This window comes from Streptosporangium sp. NPDC023825 (genome assembly GCF_040639575.1).
Classification (GTDB): Bacteria; Actinomycetota; Actinomycetes; order Streptosporangiales; family Streptosporangiaceae; genus Streptosporangium.
On the sequence record NZ_JBFAAE010000041.1, the window covers coordinates 36,199 to 58,802 of the forward strand.

At 72.1% G+C, this 22,604-nt stretch carries 19 protein-coding genes; 7 read left to right on the forward strand and 12 right to left on the reverse strand.

All coding sequences use genetic code 11. The features are described from left to right. The first annotated feature begins 917 nt into the window (after positions 1-917). The 3 genes from AB0G15_RS29100 to AB0G15_RS29110 all read left to right on the forward strand — a co-directional run bounded on the left by AB0G15_RS29100 (position 918) and on the right by AB0G15_RS29110 (position 3,567). On the forward strand, positions 918-1,787 hold the full coding sequence (locus tag AB0G15_RS29100) for a LysR family transcriptional regulator (RefSeq protein WP_350966547.1): 870 nt from the start codon (positions 918-920) through the stop codon (positions 1,785-1,787). Between the two features lie 97 nt (positions 1,788-1,884). Next, positions 1,885-2,718: a dihydropteroate synthase gene (gene folP, locus AB0G15_RS29105; RefSeq protein WP_362845870.1), complete on the forward strand. Its 834-nt coding sequence runs from the start codon at positions 1,885-1,887 to the stop codon at positions 2,716-2,718. A 231-nt stretch (positions 2,719-2,949) separates the two neighbouring features. Then, a complete protein-coding gene (locus tag AB0G15_RS29110) occupies positions 2,950-3,567 on the forward strand; it encodes a VOC family protein (RefSeq protein WP_362845872.1) in 618 nt (205 codons plus the stop codon). A 296-nt stretch (positions 3,568-3,863) separates the two neighbouring features. Here AB0G15_RS29110 and AB0G15_RS29115 read toward each other — a convergent pair whose 3' ends face one another. The 5 genes from AB0G15_RS29115 to AB0G15_RS29135 form a co-directional block, all read right to left on the reverse strand. Next, complete coding sequence (locus tag AB0G15_RS29115; RefSeq protein ID WP_362845874.1) at positions 3,864-5,648, reverse strand: S8 family peptidase; 1,785 nt, start codon at positions 5,646-5,648, stop codon at positions 3,864-3,866. A 169-nt stretch (positions 5,649-5,817) separates the two neighbouring features. Then, positions 5,818-7,248 (reverse strand): aspartate aminotransferase family protein, encoded by a 1,431-nt coding sequence (locus AB0G15_RS29120; RefSeq protein ID WP_362845876.1) that lies wholly within the window; start codon positions 7,246-7,248, stop codon positions 5,818-5,820. A gap of 268 nt (positions 7,249-7,516) precedes the next feature. Further along, on the reverse strand, positions 7,517-8,161 hold the full coding sequence (locus tag AB0G15_RS29125) for a TetR/AcrR family transcriptional regulator (RefSeq protein ID WP_362845878.1): 645 nt from the start codon (positions 8,159-8,161) through the stop codon (positions 7,517-7,519). 58 nt (positions 8,162-8,219) lie between these two features. Next, positions 8,220-9,890 carry a HAMP domain-containing sensor histidine kinase gene (locus tag AB0G15_RS29130; protein WP_362845880.1) on the reverse strand — a complete coding sequence of 557 codons (1,671 nt, stop codon included), beginning with the start codon at positions 9,888-9,890 and terminating at the stop codon, positions 8,220-8,222. Beyond that, entirely contained in the window at positions 9,880-10,554 is a 675-nt protein-coding gene (locus tag AB0G15_RS29135) for a response regulator transcription factor (RefSeq protein ID WP_362682642.1), read from the reverse strand. Before AB0G15_RS29135 ends, AB0G15_RS29130 begins: the two co-directional genes overlap by 11 nt. A 173-nt stretch (positions 10,555-10,727) precedes the next feature. Between AB0G15_RS29135 and AB0G15_RS29140 the strand changes: the two genes are divergently transcribed. From AB0G15_RS29140 to AB0G15_RS29150, 3 genes are all read left to right on the forward strand, one after another. Beyond that, positions 10,728-11,927, forward strand: coding sequence for a DUF2092 domain-containing protein (locus AB0G15_RS29140; protein WP_362845882.1), 1,200 nt, complete (start codon positions 10,728-10,730; stop codon positions 11,925-11,927). Positions 11,928-12,260: 333 nt separating this feature from the next. Further along, positions 12,261-13,301 carry an ABC transporter ATP-binding protein gene (locus AB0G15_RS29145; protein ID WP_362845884.1) on the forward strand — a complete coding sequence of 347 codons (1,041 nt, stop codon included), beginning with the start codon at positions 12,261-12,263 and terminating at the stop codon, positions 13,299-13,301. A gap of 13 nt (positions 13,302-13,314) precedes the next feature. Next, complete coding sequence (locus AB0G15_RS29150) at positions 13,315-14,286, forward strand: ABC transporter permease (protein WP_362845886.1); 972 nt, start codon at positions 13,315-13,317, stop codon at positions 14,284-14,286. A 214-nt stretch (positions 14,287-14,500) separates the two neighbouring features. Here the strand turns inward: AB0G15_RS29150 and AB0G15_RS29155 are convergent, their stop codons facing one another. The 3 genes from AB0G15_RS29155 to AB0G15_RS29165 all read right to left on the reverse strand — a co-directional run bounded on the left by AB0G15_RS29155 (position 14,501) and on the right by AB0G15_RS29165 (position 17,556). Next, the gene (locus AB0G15_RS29155) at positions 14,501-15,859 is read right to left on the reverse strand and encodes a sugar ABC transporter substrate-binding protein (protein ID WP_362845888.1); all 1,359 of its coding nucleotides are present in this window, start codon (positions 15,857-15,859) and stop codon (positions 14,501-14,503) included. A 366-nt stretch (positions 15,860-16,225) separates the two neighbouring features. Continuing rightward, the gene (locus tag AB0G15_RS29160) at positions 16,226-16,963 is read right to left on the reverse strand and encodes a YcnI family protein (RefSeq protein ID WP_362845890.1); all 738 of its coding nucleotides are present in this window, start codon (positions 16,961-16,963) and stop codon (positions 16,226-16,228) included. 41 nt (positions 16,964-17,004) lie between these two features. Then, positions 17,005-17,556, reverse strand: coding sequence for an MFS transporter (locus tag AB0G15_RS29165; protein ID WP_362845892.1), 552 nt, complete (start codon positions 17,554-17,556; stop codon positions 17,005-17,007). 103 nt (positions 17,557-17,659) lie between these two features. Here AB0G15_RS29165 and AB0G15_RS29170 point away from each other — a divergent pair, with 103 nt between their 5' ends. Further along, positions 17,660-18,136 (forward strand): hypothetical protein, encoded by a 477-nt coding sequence (locus AB0G15_RS29170; protein ID WP_362845894.1) that lies wholly within the window; start codon positions 17,660-17,662, stop codon positions 18,134-18,136. A gap of 96 nt (positions 18,137-18,232) precedes the next feature. Here the strand turns inward: AB0G15_RS29170 and AB0G15_RS29175 are convergent, their stop codons facing one another. The 4 genes from AB0G15_RS29175 to AB0G15_RS29190 all read right to left on the reverse strand — a co-directional run bounded on the left by AB0G15_RS29175 (position 18,233) and on the right by AB0G15_RS29190 (position 22,600). Then, positions 18,233-19,696, reverse strand: a complete 1,464-nt coding sequence (locus AB0G15_RS29175) for an ATP-binding protein (RefSeq protein ID WP_362845896.1) — start codon at positions 19,694-19,696, stop codon at positions 18,233-18,235. Positions 19,697-19,746: 50 nt separating this feature from the next. Beyond that, the gene (locus AB0G15_RS29180; RefSeq protein WP_362845898.1) at positions 19,747-20,577 is read right to left on the reverse strand and encodes a helix-turn-helix transcriptional regulator; all 831 of its coding nucleotides are present in this window, start codon (positions 20,575-20,577) and stop codon (positions 19,747-19,749) included. Between the two features lie 481 nt (positions 20,578-21,058). Further along, on the reverse strand, positions 21,059-21,808 hold the full coding sequence (locus AB0G15_RS29185) for an ATP-binding cassette domain-containing protein (RefSeq protein ID WP_362845900.1): 750 nt from the start codon (positions 21,806-21,808) through the stop codon (positions 21,059-21,061). A 3-nt stretch (positions 21,809-21,811) separates the two neighbouring features. Next, positions 21,812-22,600, reverse strand: a complete 789-nt coding sequence (locus AB0G15_RS29190) for an ABC-2 family transporter protein (RefSeq protein ID WP_362845902.1) — start codon at positions 22,598-22,600, stop codon at positions 21,812-21,814. Positions 22,601-22,604 lie beyond the last annotated feature (4 nt).

The following is a 22,604-nucleotide window of genomic DNA, read 5'->3' on the forward strand; positions in this document are numbered from 1 at the left end:
AGGATCCCGCCGACGATCGCCCCGGCACCGCCGGAGCGAGGGCGCTGCGGCTGCCACTGCGGCGGCGGGTGGGCGTGCCGCTGCCGGAGGTCCGGCGGCGGTGGCGGTGGCGGGGCCGGCTGCCCGTACGGCGCCCAGCCCCCGGGCTGCGTCGGCAGGTGCGGGTATCCCTGTCCCGGCGGCGGCTGCGGAGGCGCCGGCGGGGGCGGGGGCGGGAAGCGCGGCGGGTATCCCGGGGGCGGCGGCTGGGGGTGGCCCTGCGGTGGTCCCGGCGGGTACCCCCGGCCGGGCGGGGGCGGGGGTGGGACCGGCGGCCGGGAGGGAGCGGGCGGGTACCCGTATCCGGGAGGGAATCCCTGTCCTGGCGGCGACGCCGGGTGGCTCCCGTGCCCCGGCGGCGACGCTGGACGGTTCCCCTGTCCCGGTGGTGCCGGCGGATGTCCCGCCTGTCCCGGTGGTGCCGGCGGATGTCCCGCCTGTCCCGGTGGTGCCGGCGGATGTCCCGCCTGTCCCGGTGGTGCCGGCGGACGTCCCGCCTGTCCCTGCGGGCCCGCCTGCCCCGGATACGTGGGCAGGTGCGGATATCCCCGTCCCGGTGGTGGCGGCTGCTGCGGATATCCCGGTGGCGGCGGCTGAGGATGGCCCTGAGCCGTCCACCCGGGAGGTGGCTGAGGGGGTCGCCCCTGAGGTGGAGGGGGCGGTGGGGGGTGGTGCCCGTTGCCTGTCACGCTGTCTCCCCGTTGACCCGAGCGTCCGATGTGAGCTACAGGTCCGGACTTTTGCCGAATTTGGGGCGTAAGCATACTGATTTATCATCCGTCACGGATGTCGCTGCATTCGATTACATTCCGAAATCATCCGAGGTGATCTCCGCGATGTACCGGACCGATCCAGGGCTCGTGACCTAGCTTCAAACCATGAATCTGCAGCAGCTCCGCTATGTGGTCGCGACGGCGGAGCATCGCACCATGACCGACGCGGCCAGGTCGCTGTACATCGCACAACCTGCCCTTTCCCGTGCGATCAGGGATTTGGAACGAGAGCTCGGGATGACGTTGTTCGCACGTTCCGGACGTGGCGTGGTCGTCACGGCGCAGGGACGCCGGGTGGTCAAGCTGGCCCGGGAGGCGCTCGACGCCGTCCGCGAGATCGAGTCACTGTCCACGCACGGCCACGCGTCCGAGGCGGAGCTTCGCATCGCCTCGATCCCCAGCCTCGAACCGGGGCTGGCAGGACGCCTCCTCCCCGCGTACACCGCCGAACATCCCGGGGTACGCATTCACATCGTCCGCTGTGACGGGCGGGACGGCGTGGTGAGCGCCATCAGGGACCAGCGGGCCGACCTCGGCCTGACGGACCTTCCCGTCCCCACCGATCTGATCAGTCATCCGCTGGAACGCCAGGAGATCGTGCTGATCTCCCCGCCCGGCGTGGACCTGCCCGACCCGGTGCCGATGAGGAGACTCAACGGCATGCGGCTGGTGCTGCCGGTTCCCGGCAGTTCCCGGCGCCGGGAGTTCGACGCGCTCTTCGCCAAACACGGTGTGGCCCCCGTGGTGGCGACGCAGCTCGACGAGCGCGGCAACTGGCTGAGCACCGTCCGTTCGGGTACGGCCTCGATGCTCTGGTACCGGGGGATGGCCGAGCAGGCCGCCCGCGCCGGGCTCGTGGTCCGCACCCTCGATCCCTCGGTCCGCCGGGTGATCGCCATCGTTCACGCGCGACGGCGGTTGCCCGCCATCGCCCAGGAGTTCCTGTCCGTGGCCGAAAGTGGGTCGGCCGCGTAGGAGCCCCGAGGCTCATCGGTTTTCCCCAGTTTTCCCCCAGAGGCGGCGCAGGTGGGAGCGCCGTCCTCTCCGACACCGGGCTATAGGCTCGGTCTCGATGACTATCTTGCGCCTGCGCGGCCGTGAGTTCCGGCCCGGCGAGTTCGCGATCATGGCGGTGGTCAACCGCACCCCCGACTCCTTCTTCGACAGGGGAAGGACGTACGGCTTCGCGGCGGCCCTGGAGGCGGTGGACGGTGCCGTCGCGGGAGGCGCGGACATCGTCGACATCGGCGGCGTCAAGGCGGGTCCCGGCGACGAGGTCGATCCCGCGGAGGAGATCCGCCGGGTGGCCGACCTGGTCGCGGAGGTGAGGCGTCGTCACCCCCGGCTCATCGTCAGCGTCGACACCTGGCGCGCGGAGGTCGCCGAGGTCGTCGCCGAGGCGGGCGCGGACCTTCTCAACGACACCTGGGGCGGGGTCGACACCGAGCTGGCCGGGGTCGCCGCCAAACACGGCATCGGCCTGGTCTGCGCGCACGCCGGTCGCGTGACCCCGCGCACCCGCCCGCACCGCATCGCCTACGCCGACGTGGTCGCCGACGTCATCGGCTACACCGTCGACCTCGCCGAGCGCGCCGTCGCCGCGGGGGTGCCCAGGGAGTCGATCCTCATCGACCCGGCGCACGACTTCGGCAAGAACACCTGGCACTCCCTGGAGGTCAGCCGCCGTCTGGACGAGATGGTCGCCACCGGCTGGCCGGTGCTCGTCGCGGTCTCCAACAAGGACTTCGTCGGCGAGACCCTCGGCGGCCTGCCGGTGGACGAGCGCCACGCCGGGACCACGGCCACGCTGGCGGTCTCCGCCTGGCAGGGGGCCCGGGTCTTCCGGGTCCACGACGCCGCGTCCGCCCGCGCCGCCCTGGCCACCGTCGCCAGGCTGCGCCGATGACCGTTCCGGCGACGGCACCGGTGACGGCGCCGGTGACGACGACCGTTCCGGTACCGGTGAGGGCGCGGGTGAGGGTGACGACACCCGCGCCACCCGCGACGCCGTCGCCCGGCCACCCCGATGCCGGTGCCGACGCCGGCACCGGTGATGACGCCCGCCTCGCCTCGCGTCGCGGGCACACCTCTCCCGCGGGCGCCGCGCCCGCCGCGAACACGGACGGGAGCCCGACCCATGCCGGAAGAACTACTCGACCACCTCGTCTACGCCACCCCCGACCTGTACGCGACCGTACGGGAGATCGCCGGCCTGCTCGGCGCCGAGCCCGCCGAGGGCGGGCGTCACGTGGGCCTGGGCACCCGTAACTACCTGCTGGGCCTGGGCGGGCGCCGCTACCTGGAGATCATCGGTCCGGACCCCGACCAGCCTGACCCCGGCCTCGCCCGGCCGTTCGGCCTCGACCTGCTGCCCGGCCCGCGCCTGGTCACCTGGGCGATCCATCCGGCCGACCTCGACGCGACCGTCGCGCGGGCCCGCGAGCGCGGGTACGAGCCGGGCGAGATCCACCCGATGTCGCGCCGCACCCCGGAGGGCGAGCTGCTGGAGTGGCGGCTCACCTCCTCGCCCGACGACACCGGCGACGGCCTGGTCCCGTTCCTGATCGACTGGGGGACGACGGCGCATCCCGCCGAGCGCGGCCTGCCCGTGGTGGAGCTGACCTCCCTCACCGCCCGCCACCCCGACCCCGCGGCCGTCGCCGCGGACCTGGCCGCGCTCGGGGCCGAGCTGGAGGTGGCCGCCGGTGACGAGCCCCGCCTGGTGGCCGTGGTCGGCGGGGTCACGCTCTTGTAGAGCGTCGTCCCGACCGGCGGGGGGATTTCAGAGCGTCGTCCCGACCGGCCGGGGAACGGGCCGGAGCCGGGCCCGGCCTGACTCTCGTCCGGAAGGACCGGCCGGCCCCGATCCGGGAGAGGAGCGGGCCGGAGGCGGCGAACCTGGGGAAGGGCGAGCCGGACCCGCTCCGGGGGTGAACGGGCCCGCTCCCGGGGGACGGACCGGACCTCCGAGGAGGAGAGGGGCCGGGCCACCCTCGGGGGGAAGGGTGGCCCGGCCGCGAGGCGTGGGCGCGCCCCGCACTCCAGGAAGGTCTACTGCGAGGTGATCTTGACGTTGTCGACCCCGGCCTCCACCAGGCTCGCTCCGGAGGCGTCGGCCGCCTCCACGACGACACGGACGACCTGCCCGGCGTGGCCGGAGATATCGGCCGTGGCGGTGGCCCAGGCGGCGGCGCGGTTGGACGCGGCGCCGGTCTGGTTCAGCACGGTCGTGGTGGTCGCGCCGACCACGCGGACCCGGACGTAGTCCGCGCTGCTCGCGTTGTTCAGGTGGCCGAGGTACCAGGAGAAGGACAGCGTGAGCGTCCCGTTCGCGGGCAGCGTGATCGCCGGCGACTGCGCGCTCGTCACACCGCCGTCGATGTCGCCGTCACCCGCGCTCGACCCGGCCGCCGCGCCGCTGACCAGAGCGTACGTGCCACTGGGGGTGGTGCCGGGCTGGGTGGTCACGCCGCCGCTCGACGTCTGTCCCGGGTCGCCGCGCTCGAAGCGGCCCGTCGTCGCGGTGTCGGTGCCGCCGGGGTTGACCGTCCAGCCGCGCTCGGCCTCGAAGTCGTCGGAGTACACCACGGTGGGCTCGGGGCCGGGTCCGGGGCCGCCTCCGGCGTACAGCAGCAGGTTCGGTGATCCGGTGCCGGGGTTGGTCACCACGCCGGGCGTGGCATTGGTGACGATCGTGTCGCGCACCTGCGCCGGGGTGGCGGCGGGGCTGCCGCTCAGGACCAGCGCCGCCGCGCCCGCGACGTGCGGGGAGGCCATCGAGGTGCCGTTGATCGTGTTGGCGGCGGTGTCGTTCGTGTTCCAGGCCGAGGTGATGGCCGAACCGGGGGCGAACAGGTCCAGGCAGGTGCCGAAGTTGGAGTAGGACGCGCGGGCGTCGGCGCTGGTGGTGGCGCCCACCGTGATCGCGGCGGGGAGCCGCGCGGGGGAGCGGGTGCACGCGTTGGTGCTCTCGTTGCCCGCGGCGAGCGCGTACACGACGCCGGAGGCGATGGAGGTGGAGACCGCGGTGTCGAGCGCGGTGCTCGCGCTGCCACCCAGGCTCATGTTGGCCACCGCGGGCTTGACCGCGTTGGCGGTGACCCAGTCCACGCCCTCGATGATGATCGAGGTGGAGGTGCTGTTGCCGCAGCCGAACACCCGCACGCCGACCAGCGTGACGGCCTTGGCGATGCCGTACTGGCCGCCGCCGACCGTTCCCGATACGTGGGTGCCGTGGCCGTTGCAGTCGGCCACGTCGTTGTCGTCGTCGTAGACGTCGCGCCCGGCCTGCGCCCGCCCGCCGAAGTCGGAGTGGGTGACCCGGATGCCGGTGTCGATGATGTAGGCCCGCACGCCGGAACCGGTGTTCGGTGCGGTGTAGGTGCCGTCGAGCGGCAGGTTCCGCTGGTCGGCCCGGTCCAGGCCCCACGAGGACACGGCCTGGTCGACCAGGGTGAACTCCTGGTCCTGCTCGACGTAGGCGACGTCGGGCCGCGCGGCGATCCGCCGGGCCTGCTCCTCGCTCGCCCGGACGGCGAAGCCGTTGACGGCACGCTGGTAGACGGCGCCGACCTGTGCGCCCTCGCCCTCGGCGACCTCGCGTGCCCTGCGTTCGCGGTCGACGCGGCTGAACCGGCCCTTGAGGACCACGATGTAGCTGTCGGGGAGCGCGGTCGCGCTGTCGGCCTTGACGATGGAACCGGTGGAACGCGTGGAATCCGTGGAACCGGCGGAATCCGTGTGCTGCAGCGCCGAGGCCGGGGTGACCGAGCCGAGGGCGAGCAGGAGTGCGGCGGTGACCAAACCCGCTGATCGGAGGGCGGGGGCCTTGCTCATGTTCGCGGACCTCCTGGAGGGGGTGGGCCCGGCATCCCGGTCGGGGATCCCGGGCGGCGGTGGAGCGTCCCCATCGTCAGCCAGCGTGATATTTACTGCAATATCGTGACATAGGTAAACCAATTTGTTATGTGGTCGTCCGCGGATGGCCGGGAGCGGACAGGGGAGGTCAGGCGTAGATGACGGAAAGGAAGCGGATCAGGATCGCCTCCCGCCGGTCGGCGGGGAGGGCGTCGAGAACCGCGTTGACCACGGCCATCTCCGGCTGTCCGGAGCCGCCCAGGTCCACCCCGACCGCCGCCGCCAGCTCGCCGAACGCGGCGTCGTCGAGCGCGTCCAGGTCCAGGCCCGCCACCAGCTCCACCAGCCCCTCCGGCAGCTCCGCGGGCCCCCGTTCGCGTGCCGCCTCCGTGGCCTCCGCGATCACCTCCAGCATCGCCTCGACGCCCCGCAGGGTCACCCCGGTCACCGTGATGTGGATGTTGGCCGGGATGCCCGCGTAGGACAGCTGCGGCTGCAGGAACCACCCGCGCTTCCTGGCCTCGTCCGACAGCACGAACACGTCCACCCCGTCCGCGTCCTCCGTGGAGCCGAAGGCGATCAGCGCCGACTCCGGGTCGCCGAGCACCCGCAGCCCGGGGATCTTCGCGATGCCCTCGCGGAGCTCGCGGGCCGCCGCCAGGGTGGTGCGGCCGAGCTCCAGGTAGCCCTCCCGGCCCAGGGCCTGGAAGGTGGCCCACGCGCCGCCCAGCGGGCCCGCGGACTTCGAGCTCTGCACGGTGGCGTTGATCACCGTGTAGCCGGGCCACGACGCCGAGGCGAAGTACGCCCTGCGCCTCAGCGCCGGGTCGGCGAACAGCACGACCGAGGCGCCCTTGGGCGCGTACCCGAACTTGTGCAGATCGCAGGAGAGCGACGTGACCCCGGGAACCGACAGGTCGAAGGGCGGGACCTCCGCCCCGGCCTCGCGCAGCCACGGCAGCAGCCATCCGCCCACGCAGGCGTCCACGTGGCAGAGCACGCCGCGCGCGGCGGCGATCCCGGCGATCTCGGCGATCGGGTCGATCACGCCCTGCGGGTAGGACGGCGCCGAGGCGACCACCAGGACGGTGTCCTCGGTGATCGCGGCCTCGACGTCCGCGGGGGAGGCCCGGAACGTCACCGGGTCCACCGGTACGGCGTCCACCACGACCCCCAGGTAGTGCCCGGCCTTGTGGAAGGCGGGGTGCGCGGTCACCGGCACCGCCATCCGGGGGCGGCCCGCCGTCTCGCGGGAGTCCCGCGCGGCCTTCACCGCCAGCATGATCGACTCGGTGCCTCCGCTGGTGAAGATGCCCGACCCCCCGCCGAGCTGCTCGGCGACCGCGCCGACGACCTGCTTCTCCATCTCCACCACGCTGGGGAAGGCCGTCGGGTCGAGGGTGTTGACCTCCAGCATCTCGAAGTAGGCCCTGGCGGCGGCCTCGTGCACCTCGGGCCGTCCGGTGTCGTAGACGTACGCGGTCACCTTGCCGCCGCGCACCGGCAGGTCGTCCTGCTTGAGGCGGGCGATCTCGGCCAGCAGTTCATCGGTGTTGCGGCCCTTGTCAGGCAGGCTCATCGGTCTCCTCGGGGGTACGGCTCGCGCGGGCCGGAAGGACGCGGCCCGCAAGGGCCGCCGGGGAAATGCCAGCATCACACGAAATAACACGAAATCGTGCCGTACGGAGATCCGGTGGCGCGCACCGGCCCGGCATACGGGAGGTGGCCGGGAACCGGGCGGAGGCCAGGGCGGGGGCCGGGGCCGGGTAGAGGCCAGGGCAGGGGGCGGGGGCCAGGGCCGGGGCGGGGGCGGGGGCGCAGGATGGAGGTGGGGAGCCGGGCGGAGGTCAGGGCAGGGGCGGGGAGCCGGGCAGGGCGGTGACTCGGTGCACCATCTGGTGCAGGTAGGCGCGGAACCGCCGCACCGCGGCGGGGTCGTCCGCGTTCTGACGGTTGCCCTCCTCGTCGAGCATCCCGGTCCGGCAGAAGCCGTTCACGCACCACACCACCGACCAGAAGGCGTACCTCATGTCGGCGTCGGCGTCCACGTACCCGGCGGCCGTCGCGGGGACGAACACGCTGAAGATACGGATGAGCTGCGGCTGGATGTATCTCCGTTCCAGCTCGGTGATGTCGCTGGCGTCCGAGAGCCACCGGTGCATCCAGAGGGAGGGGAACTCAGGATGGGCGAGACACAGGTCGAGGTAGTGGTCGATGATCCGGTGGATGGCCAGCGCCGCCTGCTCGGGGGTCGCCGTGGACGCCCCCTCCATCGCCTTGTCCAGGGACGCCCGATCGGTGCGGTACGCGTGCTCCATGATCTCCAAGTAGAGCTCTCGCTTGCAGCCGAACTCCGCGCCGAGCGCCTCGACGCTCAGCCCGGCGGCCTCGGCGATCTGGCTCGTGGACGTGCTGTCGTACCCCAGCGCGGCGAACAGGCCGGTGGCGACCCGCAGGACAAGCTCCCGCCGGCTGCCGTCAACGGAAGTCATGAGTGTGACGCCAGGTCCCTGTCGATCCCCGGCCAAGCGGACGAATCGCAAGCCTCGGTCAAGATAGTGGAAGCCGTACGACCGCCCGGAGGCCCGGGGAGGCGTCCTCCAGGTGGACGGCGCCGCCGTGGGCGTGGACCGTCTCGCGCACGATGGCCAGGCCCAGCCCGGCTCCGCCCTCGTCGCGGCTGCGCGCGCTGTCCAGCCGGGTGAACCGGTCGAACACCCGCTCCCGGTCGGCCTCGGGGATGCCCGGCCCGTCGTCGGTGACGGTCAGCACGGCGTCGGCCCCCTCGGCCCGCAGCTCGACCACCACGGGGGCGGAGGTGTGCCGCAGCGCGTTGTCGACCAGGTTGACCAGCACCCGGCTCAGGTCCAGCGCGTCCCCGGTGACCCTGACCGGCCCGCTTCCCTGCCCGCTCCTCGGTCCGCCGGCCGTGCCGGGTGCACTCCTCGGTCCGCTTCCCGGTCCGCCGGCCCTGCCGGGTCCGTTCCTCGGTGCGGCGGCCGTGCGGGGTCCGCTTTCCGGCCTGTCGTCGGCTGCGCCGGGTGCGTTCCCCGGTTCCCTCTCCGGTTCGCCCGCGATCCGTACCGTGACGGCCTCGCCGTACCGCTCGACGGTCTGCGCGACCAGCTGGTCCAGCTCCACCGGCTCCCCCCGCGCGGGCGTGCCGCCGCGCTCGTCCAGCCGGGCCAGCGAGAGCAGGTCCTCGGCCAGCCTGGACAGGCGCATGGTGTCCTCCAGCACACCCTCGGCCGTCTCCCGCCAGTCCTGCCCCTCGGGGTGGCCGAGCGCCACCTCCAGCTGGAGCCGGATGCTCGCCAGCGGGCTGCGCAGCTCGTGCGCCGCGTCCGAGACCAGGGCCCGCTGCCGGACACCGGCCTTCTCCAGCCGGGCCAGCATCGCGTTCAGCGTCGTGGCCAGGCTGTGCACCTCGTCGCGCGCCTCGGGCACCGGCAGGCGGCGCGAGCGGGCGGTGTCGGTGATCTCGTCCGCGCCCCGGCGCAGCGCCGCGATCGGCCGCAGGGTCCTGCCGATGATCACCCAGCTGGCCCCCGCGAGCAGGATCAGCAGCAGCGGCGTACCGATGACCAGCACGTGCCCGGCCGTGGAGACACTGGTCTGCACCTCGCTGAAGGGGCGCGCCGCGATCACCGTCTGCCCCCGGTCGGCGCTGAGCACCCGGACTCGGAGCATGTGCGGGATGCCGTACGGCTTCCCGTCCAGGAAGCGCGCCTCGCCCATGCCGATCGCCGCCGCCCGCTCCCCGGCGCCCAGCAGCGGCACCAGCCTGTCGGTGCCGGTGGTCGTGTGGGTGATCCGTCCCGTGCCGTCGATCACCTGCAGGAGCGTGCCGTCAGGTGAGGTCATCTCGTCGGGCAGCCGTCCGGCGTCGGCCAGCGAGACCGTGTCCCTGGCCCGCTGGTAGATCGAGTCGTCGATGGTGGCCAGCAGCGCGTTGCCGAGCACGGTGATCATCACGTAGGCCGAGACCACCAGCGCCACCGCCAGCACGGCCGAGGCGACCGCCGTCAGCCGGAAGCGCAGGCTCTTGCGCCGCCACCGGCCGACCGCGCGCCCTCCCCCGTGCGCGGCCGCGCCGGCCGGGGAGGCGGCGCCGGCGGGGGAGGCCGTTCCGGTGGGATGTCCCGCGTCCGCCCCGGCGGCGGGCCTGTCCCGGGAGGCCAGGGGATCCCGGCGGGTCCGGCGGGCCGGATCAGCCGCCATCGCCGGCCAGCCGGTATCCCGCTCCCCGTACCGTCTGCAGCGCGTTCCGGGAGAACGGTACGTCGATCTTGCGCCGCAGGTAGCCGACGTAGACCTCGACCACGTTGGGATCGGTGTCGAAGGTGTCCCAGACGTGCTCCAGGATCTCCGTCTTGGAGACCACCTCGTCGTGGTGGCGGATCAGGAACTCCAGCAGCGCGAACTCCCTGGGCGTCAGCTCGATCGGCGTCTCGCCCCTGGTGACCCGCCGCCGCGCCGGGTCGAGCGCCAGGTCCCCGGCCCTCAGCACGGACGGGCGCCTGTTCGCCCCGCGCCTCAGCAACGCCCTCAGCCTGGCCACCAGCACCACGTACGAGAACGGCTTGGTCAGGTAGTCGTCGGCGCCGAGGTCGAGCCCGTCGGCCATGTCGTACTCGCCGTCCTTGGCCGACAGCATCAGGATCGGCACCCAGTTCTCCTCGGCCCGCAACTGCTTGCAGACGTTGTAGCCGGAGATCCTGGGCAGCATGATGTCCAGCACCACGACGTCGTACTCGCCGTGCCTGGCCTGGTGCAGGCCGTCCTCCCCGTCGTGCGCGAGATCGACCGCGAACCCCTCGGCCTGCAGGCCACGCTGCAGGGCGGCCGCCATCCTCCGCTCGTCCTCCACGACGAGAACCCGCATGTGACCGCCCCTTTCACCACCCGTCGCCACCTGGACGTGCCCATCCTCGACCACCCTGCCTGAGAGACGGCTGAGAAGCCTGTGAGCCCTCTCAGTCTGTCTCAGCTTCGGCACAGGACCTGTCACGCAGTCTGCTGTTGACAGGGATCGACGGCATACCGTGGAGGAATGAGATGTCTGAGCAAGCGAGACGGGGCCGCGCGGTGAGGTGGGCCGTACCGGCCGCCGCGATCGCGCTGGTCGCCGGAGCCATCGGAGCCGGACCGGTCATCGCCGCCGTCCAGGGGGATCCCACGCTGCCCGAGCGCACCGCGGAGCAACTGCTGGCGAGCGCCGCCCAGGCGAGCCGGAGCGGGTTGAAGCCCATGTCGGGCACCGTCATGCAGACCGCCTCGCTCGGGCTGCCCGGACTGCCCGGCGTGCCGGGCGTGGGCGGGTCCTCGCCGGCCGCCCTCCTGGCGGGCTCGCACGAGCTCAAGGTCTGGTACGGCGGGGAGGACAGGTTCCGCTTCGCCCTCCCCGGACGGATGAGCGAGACCGACCTGATCGTCAACGGCGACCAGGTATGGCTGTGGCAGAGCGACGTCAACAAGGCCACCCGCGTCAAGGCGGGAGGCGCCGAGGGCCTCGGAGAGGGCAAGCCGGGCGTCGGCACCGGTGACGCGCACAAGGCGCTGCCCACGGCGACCACACCCCAGCAGCTCGCCCAGGAACTGCTGGGACGGATCGGCGCCGACACCGTGGTCAGCGTGACCAACACCGAGAAGGTCGCCGACCGCGCGGCCTACCAGCTCGTCCTCGCGCCCAAGGACACCTCGTCCCTGGTCAAGGAGGTCAAGCTGGCACTGGACGGGGAGACCTTCGTCCCGCTGCGGATCCAGGTGTACGCCAGGAGCGCGGCCGAGCCCGCCTTCGAGGTCGGTTTCACCTCGGTCACCTTCACCCCGCCCGCCGCGGAGAACTTCACCTTCACCCCGCCCGCGGGGGCCAAGGTCGAGGAGGCGTCGATCGGCGAACTCTCCGGTGAGCACGGCGCGCGGCGGGACGAGAAGCTGAAGGAGGGGCAGGAGATCAGGGAGAAGGCCAGGACCGTCGGTACGGGCTGGACCACGGTCGCGGTGATCCCCGCCTCCGAGATGGCGAAACTGGCCTCGGCGCCCCAGGGCGAGGGCCCCGCGGGGCAGGGCTCGGGACAGGACGCCGCCGCGGTCACCGACACCCTGCTGAAGTCGGCCAAGCCGATCAGCGGCACGTGGGGCAGTGGCAAGGTCATCCAGACCAAGCTGGTCTCCGCGCTGCTGACCGACGACGGCCGCCTGCTGGTCGGCGCCGTCACCCCGGAGAAACTGTCCGAGGCGGCCGGTCAGAAGTGAGCCCGGCGCCGGGAGCCCGACGCCCCCCGCGCTGGGCGGCGTCAGGCTCCCTGCCGGGGGGGCGCGGCCGAGGTTCACGGCCGGGGTCCGCGACCAGGGTCCGGCGGCCGGGGTCCGTGGCCGAGGTCCGCGACCAGGGCCCGGCGGCGTGAATCGGGGACGCCGTCCGGGCCACGCACGACGTTCCGGAAATCCGGCGCATCCGACGTATCAGCCGCTTCATGAGCGCTCGGGGCGCTCGTGAACGTCCAGGGCGCGAGCCCTGACCGGGACGGCCGCGTGGCCGTCCCGGAACCGACGAGCAGTGGGGGAGAAGTGCCGATCGTCCAGAACGTGAGGAACAGCGGGAGCGGGGAGGACCCGGCCGGCGAGGTCCGGGAGGACCCGTCGGGCGGAAGCGCCGTGCTGACCGGCGAGAGACCGGCCCCGAGCCCCTCCGGCGGGGAGTTCGCCATCGTCACCAGCGGGCTGACCAAGCGCTTCGGGGGCGGCCAGGTGGCCGTGGACACCCTCGACCTGGCCGTCCCCGGCGGGTCGGTGTTCGGCTTCCTCGGCCCCAACGGCTCGGGCAAGACCACCACGATCCGCATGCTGCTCGGCCTGGTGACCCCGACGGCGGGGAGCTGGCGGCTGCTCGGCACGCCGATGCCCCGCGGAGCGGGCGGCGTGCTGCCCAGGGTGGGTGCCCTGGTCGAGGGACCGGCCTTCTACCCCTACCTGTCGGGCGAGGCCAACCTGCGCCGCTACGACGCCGCCGATCCCTCGGCCGACCCGCGCACCGTCTCGGCCAGGATCGGGTACGCGCTGGAGCGGGTGGGCCTGGCCGCCGCGGCCCGCAAGCGCTACCGGGCCTACTCGCTCGGCATGCGCCAGCGGCTGGCCATCGCCGCCGCGCTGCTCGGCCCGAGGGAGCTGCTGATCCTCGACGAGCCGACCAACGGCCTGGACCCGCAGGGCACCCGCGAGGTGCGCGGCCTGGTCAAGGAGATCGCCGCCGAGGGGACGACGGTGTTCGTCTCCTCCCACCTGCTGGCCGAGGTGGAGCAGATGTGCTCCCACATCGCCGTCATGCGGACCGGGCGGCTCGTCGCCCAGGGGGCCATCGCCGAGCTGCGGGCGGGGGAGACGGTCAGGATCCGGGTGGAGACCCCCGACACCGTCGAGGCGGCGGCCGTGCTGGCCGGGCTCGGCCTGCCGGATGTGCGTCTCGGCGACGGTGACGTCAGCGCCGCGCTGGGCACCGACGTGCCCGAGCGGGTGTGCGCGGCCCTGGTCGGCGGCGGCGTCGCCGTCCGCGGCCTGGCCGTCCAGCGGCCCAGCCTCGAGGACATGTTCGTGGGCCTGACCGGAGAGGGATTCGATGTCGACGGTTAGCGGGAAGGAAGCCGTGTCCACAGAGAACGCCACACGCACCACTCCCGGCGGGGAGCCCGCCACGGGGGCGGGCCCCGCGCAGGGAACGGCCCTCGCGGGCGGCGGGCACGTCTCCGGGGGGCCGGCCCCCGCCGGGCGGGCGGTGGGCGCGCCCCGGGCGTGGCTGCGGCTGCTGGGCTCGGAGGCCGGCCTGATCTTCCGGCGGCCGAGGAACCTCGCCATGCTCGCGGTGCTCGCCGTGATCCCGGTGCTGATCGGGATCGTGCTGCGGACCTTCGGCGGATCCATGGGCGACGAGGGCGGCGGGGGCGGCGGGCCGGCGATCTTCGAGCAGGTCACCGGCAACGGGTTGTTCCTCACCTTCGCCGCGCTCTCGGTCCTGGTGCAGTTGCTGCTGCCCGTCACCGTCGCCGTCGTCGCCGGAGACTCGATCGCCGGGGAGGCGGGCATCGGCACGTTGCGCTACCTGCTCGCGGCCCCGGCCGGCCGGACCCGCCTGCTGGCCGTCAAGTACGTCGGCGTGATCCTCTTCTGCCTGGCCGCCGTCACCGTCGTGGCACTGTCCGCGCTGCTCACCGGCCTGCTGCTGTTCCCCGCCGGTCCGATCACGCTGCTGTCGGGGGGGACGATCCCCTTCCTCGACGGCGTGCTGCGAATCGGCGTCGTCGTGCTGTACGTCACCGCGGGCATGGCCGCGCTGGCCGCCGTCGCGCTGGCCCTGTCGACCCTGACCGAGGTGTCCGTCGGGGCGATCGCCTCGACCGTGGTCGTCGTCATCGTGGCCCAGGTGCTGGGAGTCATCCCGCAGTTGTCGGCGATCCGGCCGTACCTGCTCACCGATTGGTGGAACGGTTTCGACGGGGTCCTGCGGGATCCGGTGGCGACCGGCGACATGGGGCAGGGGCTGCTGGTCTTCGCCGCCTACGCCGTCGTCTTCGGCTCCATCGCCTGGGCGCGCTTCACCGGCAAGGACATCACCGCCTGACCCACCGCGCCTCCCCCGCTGGAAGCCCGGGAAGTCCGGGAAACAGGGAATCCGGGAATCCGGATGCCCGTGCGTCAGGAGAGTTCGCCTTCGATGCCCCGGTGGTCCGGAACCGCGCGACCACCGGGGTTTTCGTCCCGTCGTCCATACCTCTGGCGACAGTGCAGGCCGCCTCCCGCGACAGTGCCGGCGGTGAAGGAGTCGATGGGAAGGCTCATTTTCCGGGGGAGACCCTGAAGCCCTGCCGCCGCGCGTGGGCGCTGAGCTGCAGCTGCCAGGCCCTCAGGCCGATGTCGAGGTCGGTGGCGTTGGACAACGACCGTCCCACGCTGTCGCCGAAGAGGCCGTTGGCGTAGAGCTGGAACGGCAGGTACTGCCAGCCCTTCACCACCTGCGCGGAGCCCTTGCTGAACAGCCTGTTCGCCCGCTGACCCCCCAGGATCGGGATCTCGACGTCGAGGAACTCCTTGTCCCCCAGCAGGCAGGTCGTCGCGGGGAAGACCCCGGAGACGGTGTTCAGCGACCTGACCGCCTCGGGGTCGGAGTTCAGCCAGCGGGCGAACCCGAAGGCGGCGAGCCGGTGCTTGCTCGCCGAGAGCACGGACACGCCGGAGCCTCCGTTCTCGGCGTTGACCGGTTTCCCGGCGTCCCAGCGGGGGATGGGTGCGGCGCGCCACTTGCCTTTGGTCTCCGGGATCGCGCCCTCGATGACGCCGGGTGCCCAGGCGCCCGTTATCCACAGCGCGTACCTGCCGCTCGCCATGTTCTTCCACCACGCGTTGGTCCAGGTCACGTCAGGTTCGACGAGTTTCTCCCGCGTCAGTCTGGTCCACAGCCTCGCCCACTGCCTGGTCCCCTCGTCCTGCAGGTCGATCCGGAGGGTCGTGGCGTTCTCGATGCCGAACGGCCGCCCGCCCGCCTGCCAGATCAGGCTGTCGGCGATGCCGGAGTCGGTCGGGTCGACGCTGGTGACGAAGACGCGGGGATCCTTCTTCCTGATCTTCTCGGCGACCCTCACGAACTCCGCCCAGGTTGCCGGCGGTGTCAGGCCGAGCCGGTCGAAGACGTCCTTCCGGTAGATCATGGCCATCGGGCCGGTGTCCTGGGGGACCGCGTAGACGCTGCCGTTGAGGTCCACCTGGTCCCAGGCCGAGGGGCTGAACTTCTTGGCCAGCTTTTCCACGCCGTACGGGTTGAGGTCGGTCACGACTCCGGAGAACGCGAAGCGGGGCAGCGCGAAGTACTCGATCTGCGCCACGTCCGGAATGCCGGTGCCGGTCTTCAGCGCCGCCCGGAGCCTGGCGTACTGACCCCTGGATCGGCCGGCGTTGATCAGATTGATCTTGATTTTGGGGTATTTCCGTTCGAACAGCGCCACTGTCTTCTGAAGGTTGGGCACCCACGACCAGAACGTCAGCGTGGTCTCGGTCCGCAGGGCCCTCTCGATGTCGGCGGCTCTGATCTCGGGTGGCGGAGACTGCGAGAGGTGGCGGGGCGGCACGCCGCAGGCCGCTAGGGCGAGCAGGACGACGGAGAGCGCGGCGAGCGCTGTGGCGCGCGTGCTGTGCCGCATGACGAGGACCTCCATGAGGGGCGGGAGAACGTTGCCCGGCGGCTCCGGCCGACGGAACGGGCGGTGCCGCGGAAGGGGGAGGTGATGGGCCGGTATAAGGGAAGCGATGTGACGGGCATAACAGTAGAACGCCGCCCTGAGCTGCAAACATTTCCGAAACGCGCGGCTCGCCGCCCCGTTTTACGGCACGGTGACGGGCCGGCGCCGCGAGAGGCCGGGAGGTACGCGACGCGGCACCCTCCCGCGAGGCGGGCGGCCGCGGCCGGTGACGGAAAACGCGGGACGGCCCCGGGAAGGAGGATTCCCGGGGCCGCCCCGCGCGATCGGAAGGAGACCGAAGACGGCCGGAAGGCGGTCAGGAGGCGGTCAGGAGGCGCGGCCCCGGCGCAGGCCGAACGCCGCGACCACGAGCCCGGCGAGCCCGAGCACCAGCCCGGCCCCGCCGAGAAGGCGGGCGGTGCCGTCCGAGCTCTCCGCGGCGGCGACGGGAGCCACCGACGGCGCCGACACCGCCGGGGCCGTGGCCGAGGGGGTGGCGGAGGCGCCGTGACCGTCTCCCTCGGCGGAGGCGGGGGTGAGCTTCAACGTCGGGGCCGGGCGTTCGGGCTCGGAGCCGTCGGCCTTGGGCTCGTCCGCCCACTTGACGACCTCGCCGCCGCTGTAGGTCTGGGTGGCGGGGAAGACGAGCTGGTCGGTGTCGGTGGGCAGCGCGCCCATGGACACCTCGAACTCCTGGAACTGGCCGGGATCGATCTTCCCGCCCGACCAGGTGACCTTCGTGACCGCCTCGGTGAGCTCGCCGTACTCGGTGGTGACCGGCTTGGGCAGCTTGCCCTCCACCACCTTGACGTCCCAGCCCGGCACCGGCTTGACCGAGACGAAGGCCAGGGGGTGGTCGGTGGGGAAGGTCACCTCCAGCTTGGTCGTCGAGGCGTCGTCGCGCTCGTTCGGGACCCGGAAGGCGACCTTGGTGAAGCCGCCCTGCTGGGCGCTGCCGGGATTGATGGTGACGTGCGCGAGGGCGGGAAGGGCGAGACCGAGGGTGAGGGCGGTGACACCGGCGGTGACGGCGGCCAGGCGGCGGCAGGCATGCGTGAGCGACATGGGGTTCTCCACTTCGGGTTTTCGGGTTTTCCGGGGTCGGGTCAGGCGGCGGGAAGCGGAGGACCGCGCCGGCTGACGGAGTGACGGAGGACGGCGGGCGCGGGAACGGGCGCGGCCGGGACGTACGCGGGACCCGGCGGGACGGCGGCCGCGGCGGGGGACCGCAGCAGCGGGAACATGGCGCCGAGGCGGCGACCGGCCGAGCGGAGCAGCACCCACAGGGCGCTCTCGCCGCGGGCCAGCCACCATCCGGTGATCAAGGTCGCGGTGAGGTGCGCGACGAGCATGCCGAGGCTCTCGCCCAGCCCTCTGACGTGCGGGTGCGGGGGTGGGATCCCCGCGACGCCACCGAGCGCGAACAGCTCGTGCAGCGACAGTTGCAGGGTGGCGAGCCCGGCGTTGATCGTCACCATCGACCGCTCACGCCCGGCGAGCAGCACGGCCGTCACCATGACCGCCGCTCCCGCCACGGCCACCACCCACGGCCGTGGCCAGGAACCGCCCGCGGCCGCGTGGCCGAGGACGGCGAGTGCCAGGCAGACGGCCGAGAAGGTGGCCGCGCGCGTGAGGCGTAACGGGAGGCGGGCGCGCATGGTGACCCATATGTTCTCACGCTGCGGGATGTCTGCCGTTCTGAAGTTTTTGTCGCTATGGTTGCCGCGACCGTGACAGGTCCTTCGAGCCGAGGTGGTGGCGATGCGGCACGTCGTTGGGGTGCTTGTGGGGCTGGTCGTGGCGGCCGTGCTTCTCTTCGGCGCGGGCTGGGCCGTGCAGGAGGCGGGGGCGAGCCTGGTGCCCCTTCCCGCGGAGAGCGGTTCGAAGACCTGGATCGCCCTCGGGGTGATGGCCGGGATCGGCCTCCTGGTCGGCCTGGTGGTCGCCGGGCGCGTCTCCCCGCTGGCGGCCTTCGTCCCGTCCATGGTCCTGCTCGCCTGGACCGTGGTCTACGCCCTGGACGTCAGGCGAGCCATGGGCCTGGTCCCCGACGATCCGACCTTCCACGAGGTGCTCCTGCAGGCCGGTCGTGGCATGGGCCTGCTGCTGACCACGGGCGTCTACGCGCTCCTCGGCATCCTGCTGTTCCTGCCGGTGCTGATGCCCTCCCGCTGGGCGCCGAGGTTCCGGGGCGACGAGGAGGAGTACGAGGAGTCCGACGCCCAGGGCTACCGCTGAACCCTCGATCGGCGCACCCGTCGTCGCGCGTCCACCGGCCCCGCGCGTCACCGCGCGTCCACCGGCCCTGCCACCGGCCCCGCGCCGTCACCCCGGTCACCGCCGGCGGTGACCGGCCGAGCTGACGGGGCCCTCCGTGCCGGTGTTCTCCTTCCGGACCCCCTCCTCCCGGGAGGCGTTCTCCTTGCGAGGGGCCTCCTCGCGGGCGGGCTCCTTGCCCTTCGCCCTCCCGGCGGGCAAGGCGGCCTTCCCCGCCCCGGCGTGCCGGCCCTCCGGGCCGGCCCCGAGCGGCTGCGCGTCCTCCAGCGGGAGCCGGAGGACGAACCGCGCCCCTCGCGGCGAGTCCTCGATCAGCAGGGTTCCCTGGTGGGCGTGGGCGATGTCGCGGGAGATGGCGAGGCCGAGACCGCTGCCGCCGGAGTCGCGCAGGCGTCCGTCGTCCAGGCGGGTGAAGCGTTCGAAGACGCGCTCGCGGTCGGCGGGCGCGATGCCCGCGCCGTCGTCGACCACGGCCACGACGGCCTTGCCGTCCGCGAAGCCGACGGAGACCTCGACGCGGCTGTCGGCGTGCCGCCGCGCGTTGCTCAGCAGGTTGTTCACCACCCGGATCAGCTGGATCCGGGAGCCCCGGACCTGTACGCGGGCGGTCACCTGGACCCGTACGGGCATTCCGGTGCCCTGGGCCGCCTCCTCCGTCACGAGGGCGCCGAGATCGATCAGCTCCTGCGGCGCCGGATCGGCGTTGCGCAGCCTGGCCAGCTGCAACAGGTCGTTGACGATCGCCTCCAGCCGGCCGCTGGCCGTCAACGCCGCCCGGATGGTGTCGCGCGGATCGACGTCGTCGGGGTAGAGCAGGGCCTCCTCCAACTGCACGCGCAGGCCCGCGATCGGGGTCCTGAGCTCGTGGGAGGCGGTGGAGGCGAAACGGCGCTGCTGCTCCACGGCCTCCTCCAGGCGGGCCAGCGTCTGGTTGGCGGTGCAGGCGAGCAGGGCGATCTCGTCCTCGCCCCGGGGGATGGGCACCCGCAGGCTCAGGTCGCTCACCGTGATCTCGGACATCCGCGCGCGGATCGCCTCCACCGGGCGCAGCGTCCGTCCCACGACGCACCAGGTCATCCAGGCCGCGAGGGCCAGGAGGATGAGGACACCCGCGCTGATGAAGTACTCCAGGTGGTGCTTGTGCAGGATGGCGGGTTCCTCGACGCCGGCGTAGACCACCGGGGAGTCGGCCGCGGGAGAGACCCGGATGGCCATCACCATGACGGATTTCTCGGTCAGCTGCTGGAACCGGTCGTCGGCCGGGGGGCGGCTCGTGCTGATCGGCGGCAGGCCCGCGGCCTGCCTGCTGGAGTTGATGACCACGCCGCGGGAGTTCACCAGCTGGACGAGGTCGACCGGGGCGGCGGCGGGGATCGGCTCCGGGATGCTGCCGATCCGCACCAGCGCGCTCCACTGGCTGGCGACCCGCTCGGCGTTGCCGAAGCCGTCGTCCTGGATCCGGTAGCGGATCGCCATGTCGATGCTCGCTCCCACCACGGCGAGGATGACCAGCAACAGCATCGTCGTGATGATCGTGTAGCGCGCTTGGATCGAGCGCGGTCGCGGCCCCCTCATGGTGACGTCAGCGCCGCGAGGCTGCCCAGCAGGTCCAGAGCGTGCGCGGAAGGGCTTCCGGGCTCGGCCTGGAAGACGATCAGTTTCTGGCCGGGAGAGCCGTTGATGTTGAACACCTCGTACGTGAGCGTCAGGTCGCCGACGTCATGGTGACGGAAGCGTTTGGTCGCGACGTTCTCGCTGGACACCTCGTGCCGTGCCCACATCCGGCGGAAGTCCGTGCTCTTGAGCGAGAGCTCGCCGACCAGCTCGGTCAGGTGGGGATCGTCGAGGTCCGCGCCCGCGATGGCGCGCAGCTGAGCCACCTTGGTGCGGGCGGACTCCTCCCAATCGCGGTAGAACCGGCGGGAGTCGGGGTTCAGGAAGATCAGCCGGAGCAGGTTGTCCCGGTGTTTCAGCCCGTCGTAGAGGGCGTCGGCCATCTGGTTCGAGGCCAGCACGTCCATCCAGCGGCTGGTCACGATCGCCGGGGTGTAGGGCCAGCTCCGTATCAGCCGTACCAGTGCCGGCTTGACCCGGGCCGGCCGCTCGGCGGTTCTGGACTGCCGCGGCCCGGGGTGCGCCAGCTGGTGCATGTGGGCCGCGGCGTCGGTGCTGAGGTTGAGGACCTGCATGAGGGCGCCGAGCACTCGCTCGGACGGATGACGTTCCCGTCCCTGCTCCAAGCGGATGTAGTAGTCGGTGCTGACTCCGGCCAGCATCGCCACCTCTTCCCGGCGCAGCCCCGGTGTCCGCCGGGAACCGGCGGGCAGGAGCCCCACCTGCTCGGGGGTGGTGAGTTCACGCCGAGCGCGCAGGAACTCACCTAGGAGATTGTCGCTGTCCATAGCGTTACGGTATGCGAGAACCCATTTGACATGGTGGCAGTATTACTCCCACGAACGTTCCCTGGACTTGACGAACTCCCTGGTGGGAGCCTTTTCTAAGGTTTCTTTCCGATCGTTTCCCCCTCCGGGGGAATGATCGTCGAACTTTGTTCGGTCGTGTTTTACCTTTGTCTCCCCGTGCCATTCGCGGCTACGCGTGGGGGATTCCGGGGGTAAAGGACGGCGGAGAACGGTCGCCGGGAAACGGTTTTTCGTATGGAGGGGGCCCCGGGGGTCAAGAGGGTTCAAAGCGCGAGTGAAGGACGGCCCCCGCGCCGCCGGGATCGCACAAATGTGACTAACCTCACATATGCCTCACTGGAGATTCTCGGGCGTGCATCTTGACCTTCCGCCCGCGGGGGGCCTAAGCGGTCGTCCCCCTCGTCCGGTCACGGCCGCTCGCGGCGATGCGCCCCGGGGTGCCGCCCCGGACGTCCGGCGGTCAGCCGGAGTAGAGGCGGGTGACCACCTCCTCGATGGAATCCCCCTCGGGGGCGGTGGCGCGCAGGTCGTCCAGGGTGCCGTCGAAGGCAAGGCTGCCGTGGTCGATCAGCATCACGCGGTGGCAGAGCTTCTCGATGTCGCCCATGTCGTGGGTGGTGAGCAGGACGGTGGTGCCCCGGTCGGCGTTGAGGCGTCGCAGGAAGTCGCGCATGGCGGCCTTGCTCACCACGTCCAGGCCGATCGTGGGCTCGTCGAGCACCAGCACGGCGGGGTCGTGCAGGAGGGCGGCGGTGATGTCGCCGCGCATGCGCTGGCCGAGGCTGAGCTGGCGGACCGGGGTGGTCATGAATTCGGCGAGGTCGAGGATCTCGGTCAGCTCGGCCAGCCTCCGCCGGAAAACCGGCTGATCTACTTTGTAAAGGTGCCGGACCAGCTCAAAACTGTCCCGCAGCGGCAGATCCCACCACAGAGTCGTCCGCTGGCCGAACACCACCCCGATCCTGCGCGCCAGGGCCACGCGGCGGCGGGTCGGGTCGAGCCCGGCCACCCGGATGCTGCCCGAGGTCGGCGCCAGGATGCCGGTGAGCATCTTGATGGTGGTGGACTTGCCCGCGCCGTTGGGGCCGAGGTAGCCGACGAACTCCCCGGCCTGCACGGTGAACGACAGATCCCGTACGGCGTGCACGGTCTTTTTGGCCCTGCGGCGGCCCACGGTGAACGAGCGGCCGACCCGGTCGAGTTCGATCATGTGTCAACTTCCCGTCGAGCGGTAGCGGCGGATGCCCGCCCGCCAGGCGAGGGCGGCGACGGCCGCCAGCAGGACGGCCGCCAGGGGCGAGGTGAAGCGGAGCCAGTACGGCAGGCCGAGGGGGTCGTCGCGGTCGAGTACGAACAGCGCGGGCTGCCAGTTCACGAACGCCAGCGGCACGACGAAGGTGACGCCCTTGACGAGTTCGGAGCCGTAGACGCTCAGGGGGTACTGGGTGAGGGTGCCGCCTCCGTAGGTGAAGGCGTTGGCCACCTCGGGCGCGTCGGTCAGCAGGAACTGCACGGCCCCGCCGAGGGCGAAGACCGAGGTGAAGATGACGAGCCCGCACACGACCATCAGCGGGATCATCCAGATCCTGTCCCGGCTCAGGCCGAGCTGGGGCAGGGCGACGGCGAGCACGACGGCCGCCTGGGCCAGCCTGCCGAAGCGGTGTACCCCGAAGCGGTCGACGGCCATCTGCGTGAACGCGCTCGCCGGGCGGATCAGCATGGTGTCGAAGCTGCCGCTCCTGATGTGCTGGCTGAGCCGGTCGACGTTGCCGAAGAGCATGTCGGCCAGCGCGAAGGACAGGCCGGCGGTGCCGTACAGGAACATCACCTCGGCCAGGACGAAGCCGCCGAGCGACCCGGTGTGCTCGAAGATCACCCAGATCGCCGCCACGTCCAGCGCGTTGACCGCGAACGAGCCCAGCGTCATCATGATCAACGGGCCTGGGTACTGTGCCGAGGCCCTCAGCCAGGTCCAGGCCAGCAGGAGGTATGTCCTCACCATCGGG

Coding starts and splice junctions, on each gene's coding strand:
- AB0G15_RS29100 (WP_350966547.1), top strand. CDS start 918: ATGAATCTGCAGCAGCTCCGCTATGTGGTCGCGACGGCGGAGCATCGC.
- folP (WP_362845870.1), top strand. CDS start 1,885: ATGACTATCTTGCGCCTGCGCGGCCGTGAGTTCCGGCCCGGCGAGTTC.
- AB0G15_RS29110 (WP_362845872.1), top strand. CDS start 2,950: ATGCCGGAAGAACTACTCGACCACCTCGTCTACGCCACCCCCGACCTG.
- AB0G15_RS29115 (WP_362845874.1), bottom strand. CDS start 5,648: ATGAGCAAGGCCCCCGCCCTCCGATCAGCGGGTTTGGTCACCGCCGCA.
- AB0G15_RS29120 (WP_362845876.1), bottom strand. CDS start 7,248: ATGAGCCTGCCTGACAAGGGCCGCAACACCGATGAACTGCTGGCCGAG.
- AB0G15_RS29125 (WP_362845878.1), bottom strand. CDS start 8,161: ATGACTTCCGTTGACGGCAGCCGGCGGGAGCTTGTCCTGCGGGTCGCC.
- AB0G15_RS29130 (WP_362845880.1), bottom strand. CDS start 9,890: ATGGCGGCTGATCCGGCCCGCCGGACCCGCCGGGATCCCCTGGCCTCC.
- AB0G15_RS29135 (WP_362682642.1), bottom strand. CDS start 10,554: ATGCGGGTTCTCGTCGTGGAGGACGAGCGGAGGATGGCGGCCGCCCTG.
- AB0G15_RS29140 (WP_362845882.1), top strand. CDS start 10,728: ATGTCTGAGCAAGCGAGACGGGGCCGCGCGGTGAGGTGGGCCGTACCG.
- AB0G15_RS29155 (WP_362845888.1), bottom strand. CDS start 15,859: ATGCGGCACAGCACGCGCGCCACAGCGCTCGCCGCGCTCTCCGTCGTC.
- AB0G15_RS29160 (WP_362845890.1), bottom strand. CDS start 16,963: ATGTCGCTCACGCATGCCTGCCGCCGCCTGGCCGCCGTCACCGCCGGT.
- AB0G15_RS29165 (WP_362845892.1), bottom strand. CDS start 17,556: ATGCGCGCCCGCCTCCCGTTACGCCTCACGCGCGCGGCCACCTTCTCG.
- AB0G15_RS29170 (WP_362845894.1), top strand. CDS start 17,660: ATGCGGCACGTCGTTGGGGTGCTTGTGGGGCTGGTCGTGGCGGCCGTG.
- AB0G15_RS29175 (WP_362845896.1), bottom strand. CDS start 19,696: ATGCTGTTGCTGGTCATCCTCGCCGTGGTGGGAGCGAGCATCGACATG.
- AB0G15_RS29180 (WP_362845898.1), bottom strand. CDS start 20,577: ATGGACAGCGACAATCTCCTAGGTGAGTTCCTGCGCGCTCGGCGTGAA.
- AB0G15_RS29185 (WP_362845900.1), bottom strand. CDS start 21,808: ATGATCGAACTCGACCGGGTCGGCCGCTCGTTCACCGTGGGCCGCCGC.
- AB0G15_RS29190 (WP_362845902.1), bottom strand. CDS start 22,600: ATGGTGAGGACATACCTCCTGCTGGCCTGGACCTGGCTGAGGGCCTCG.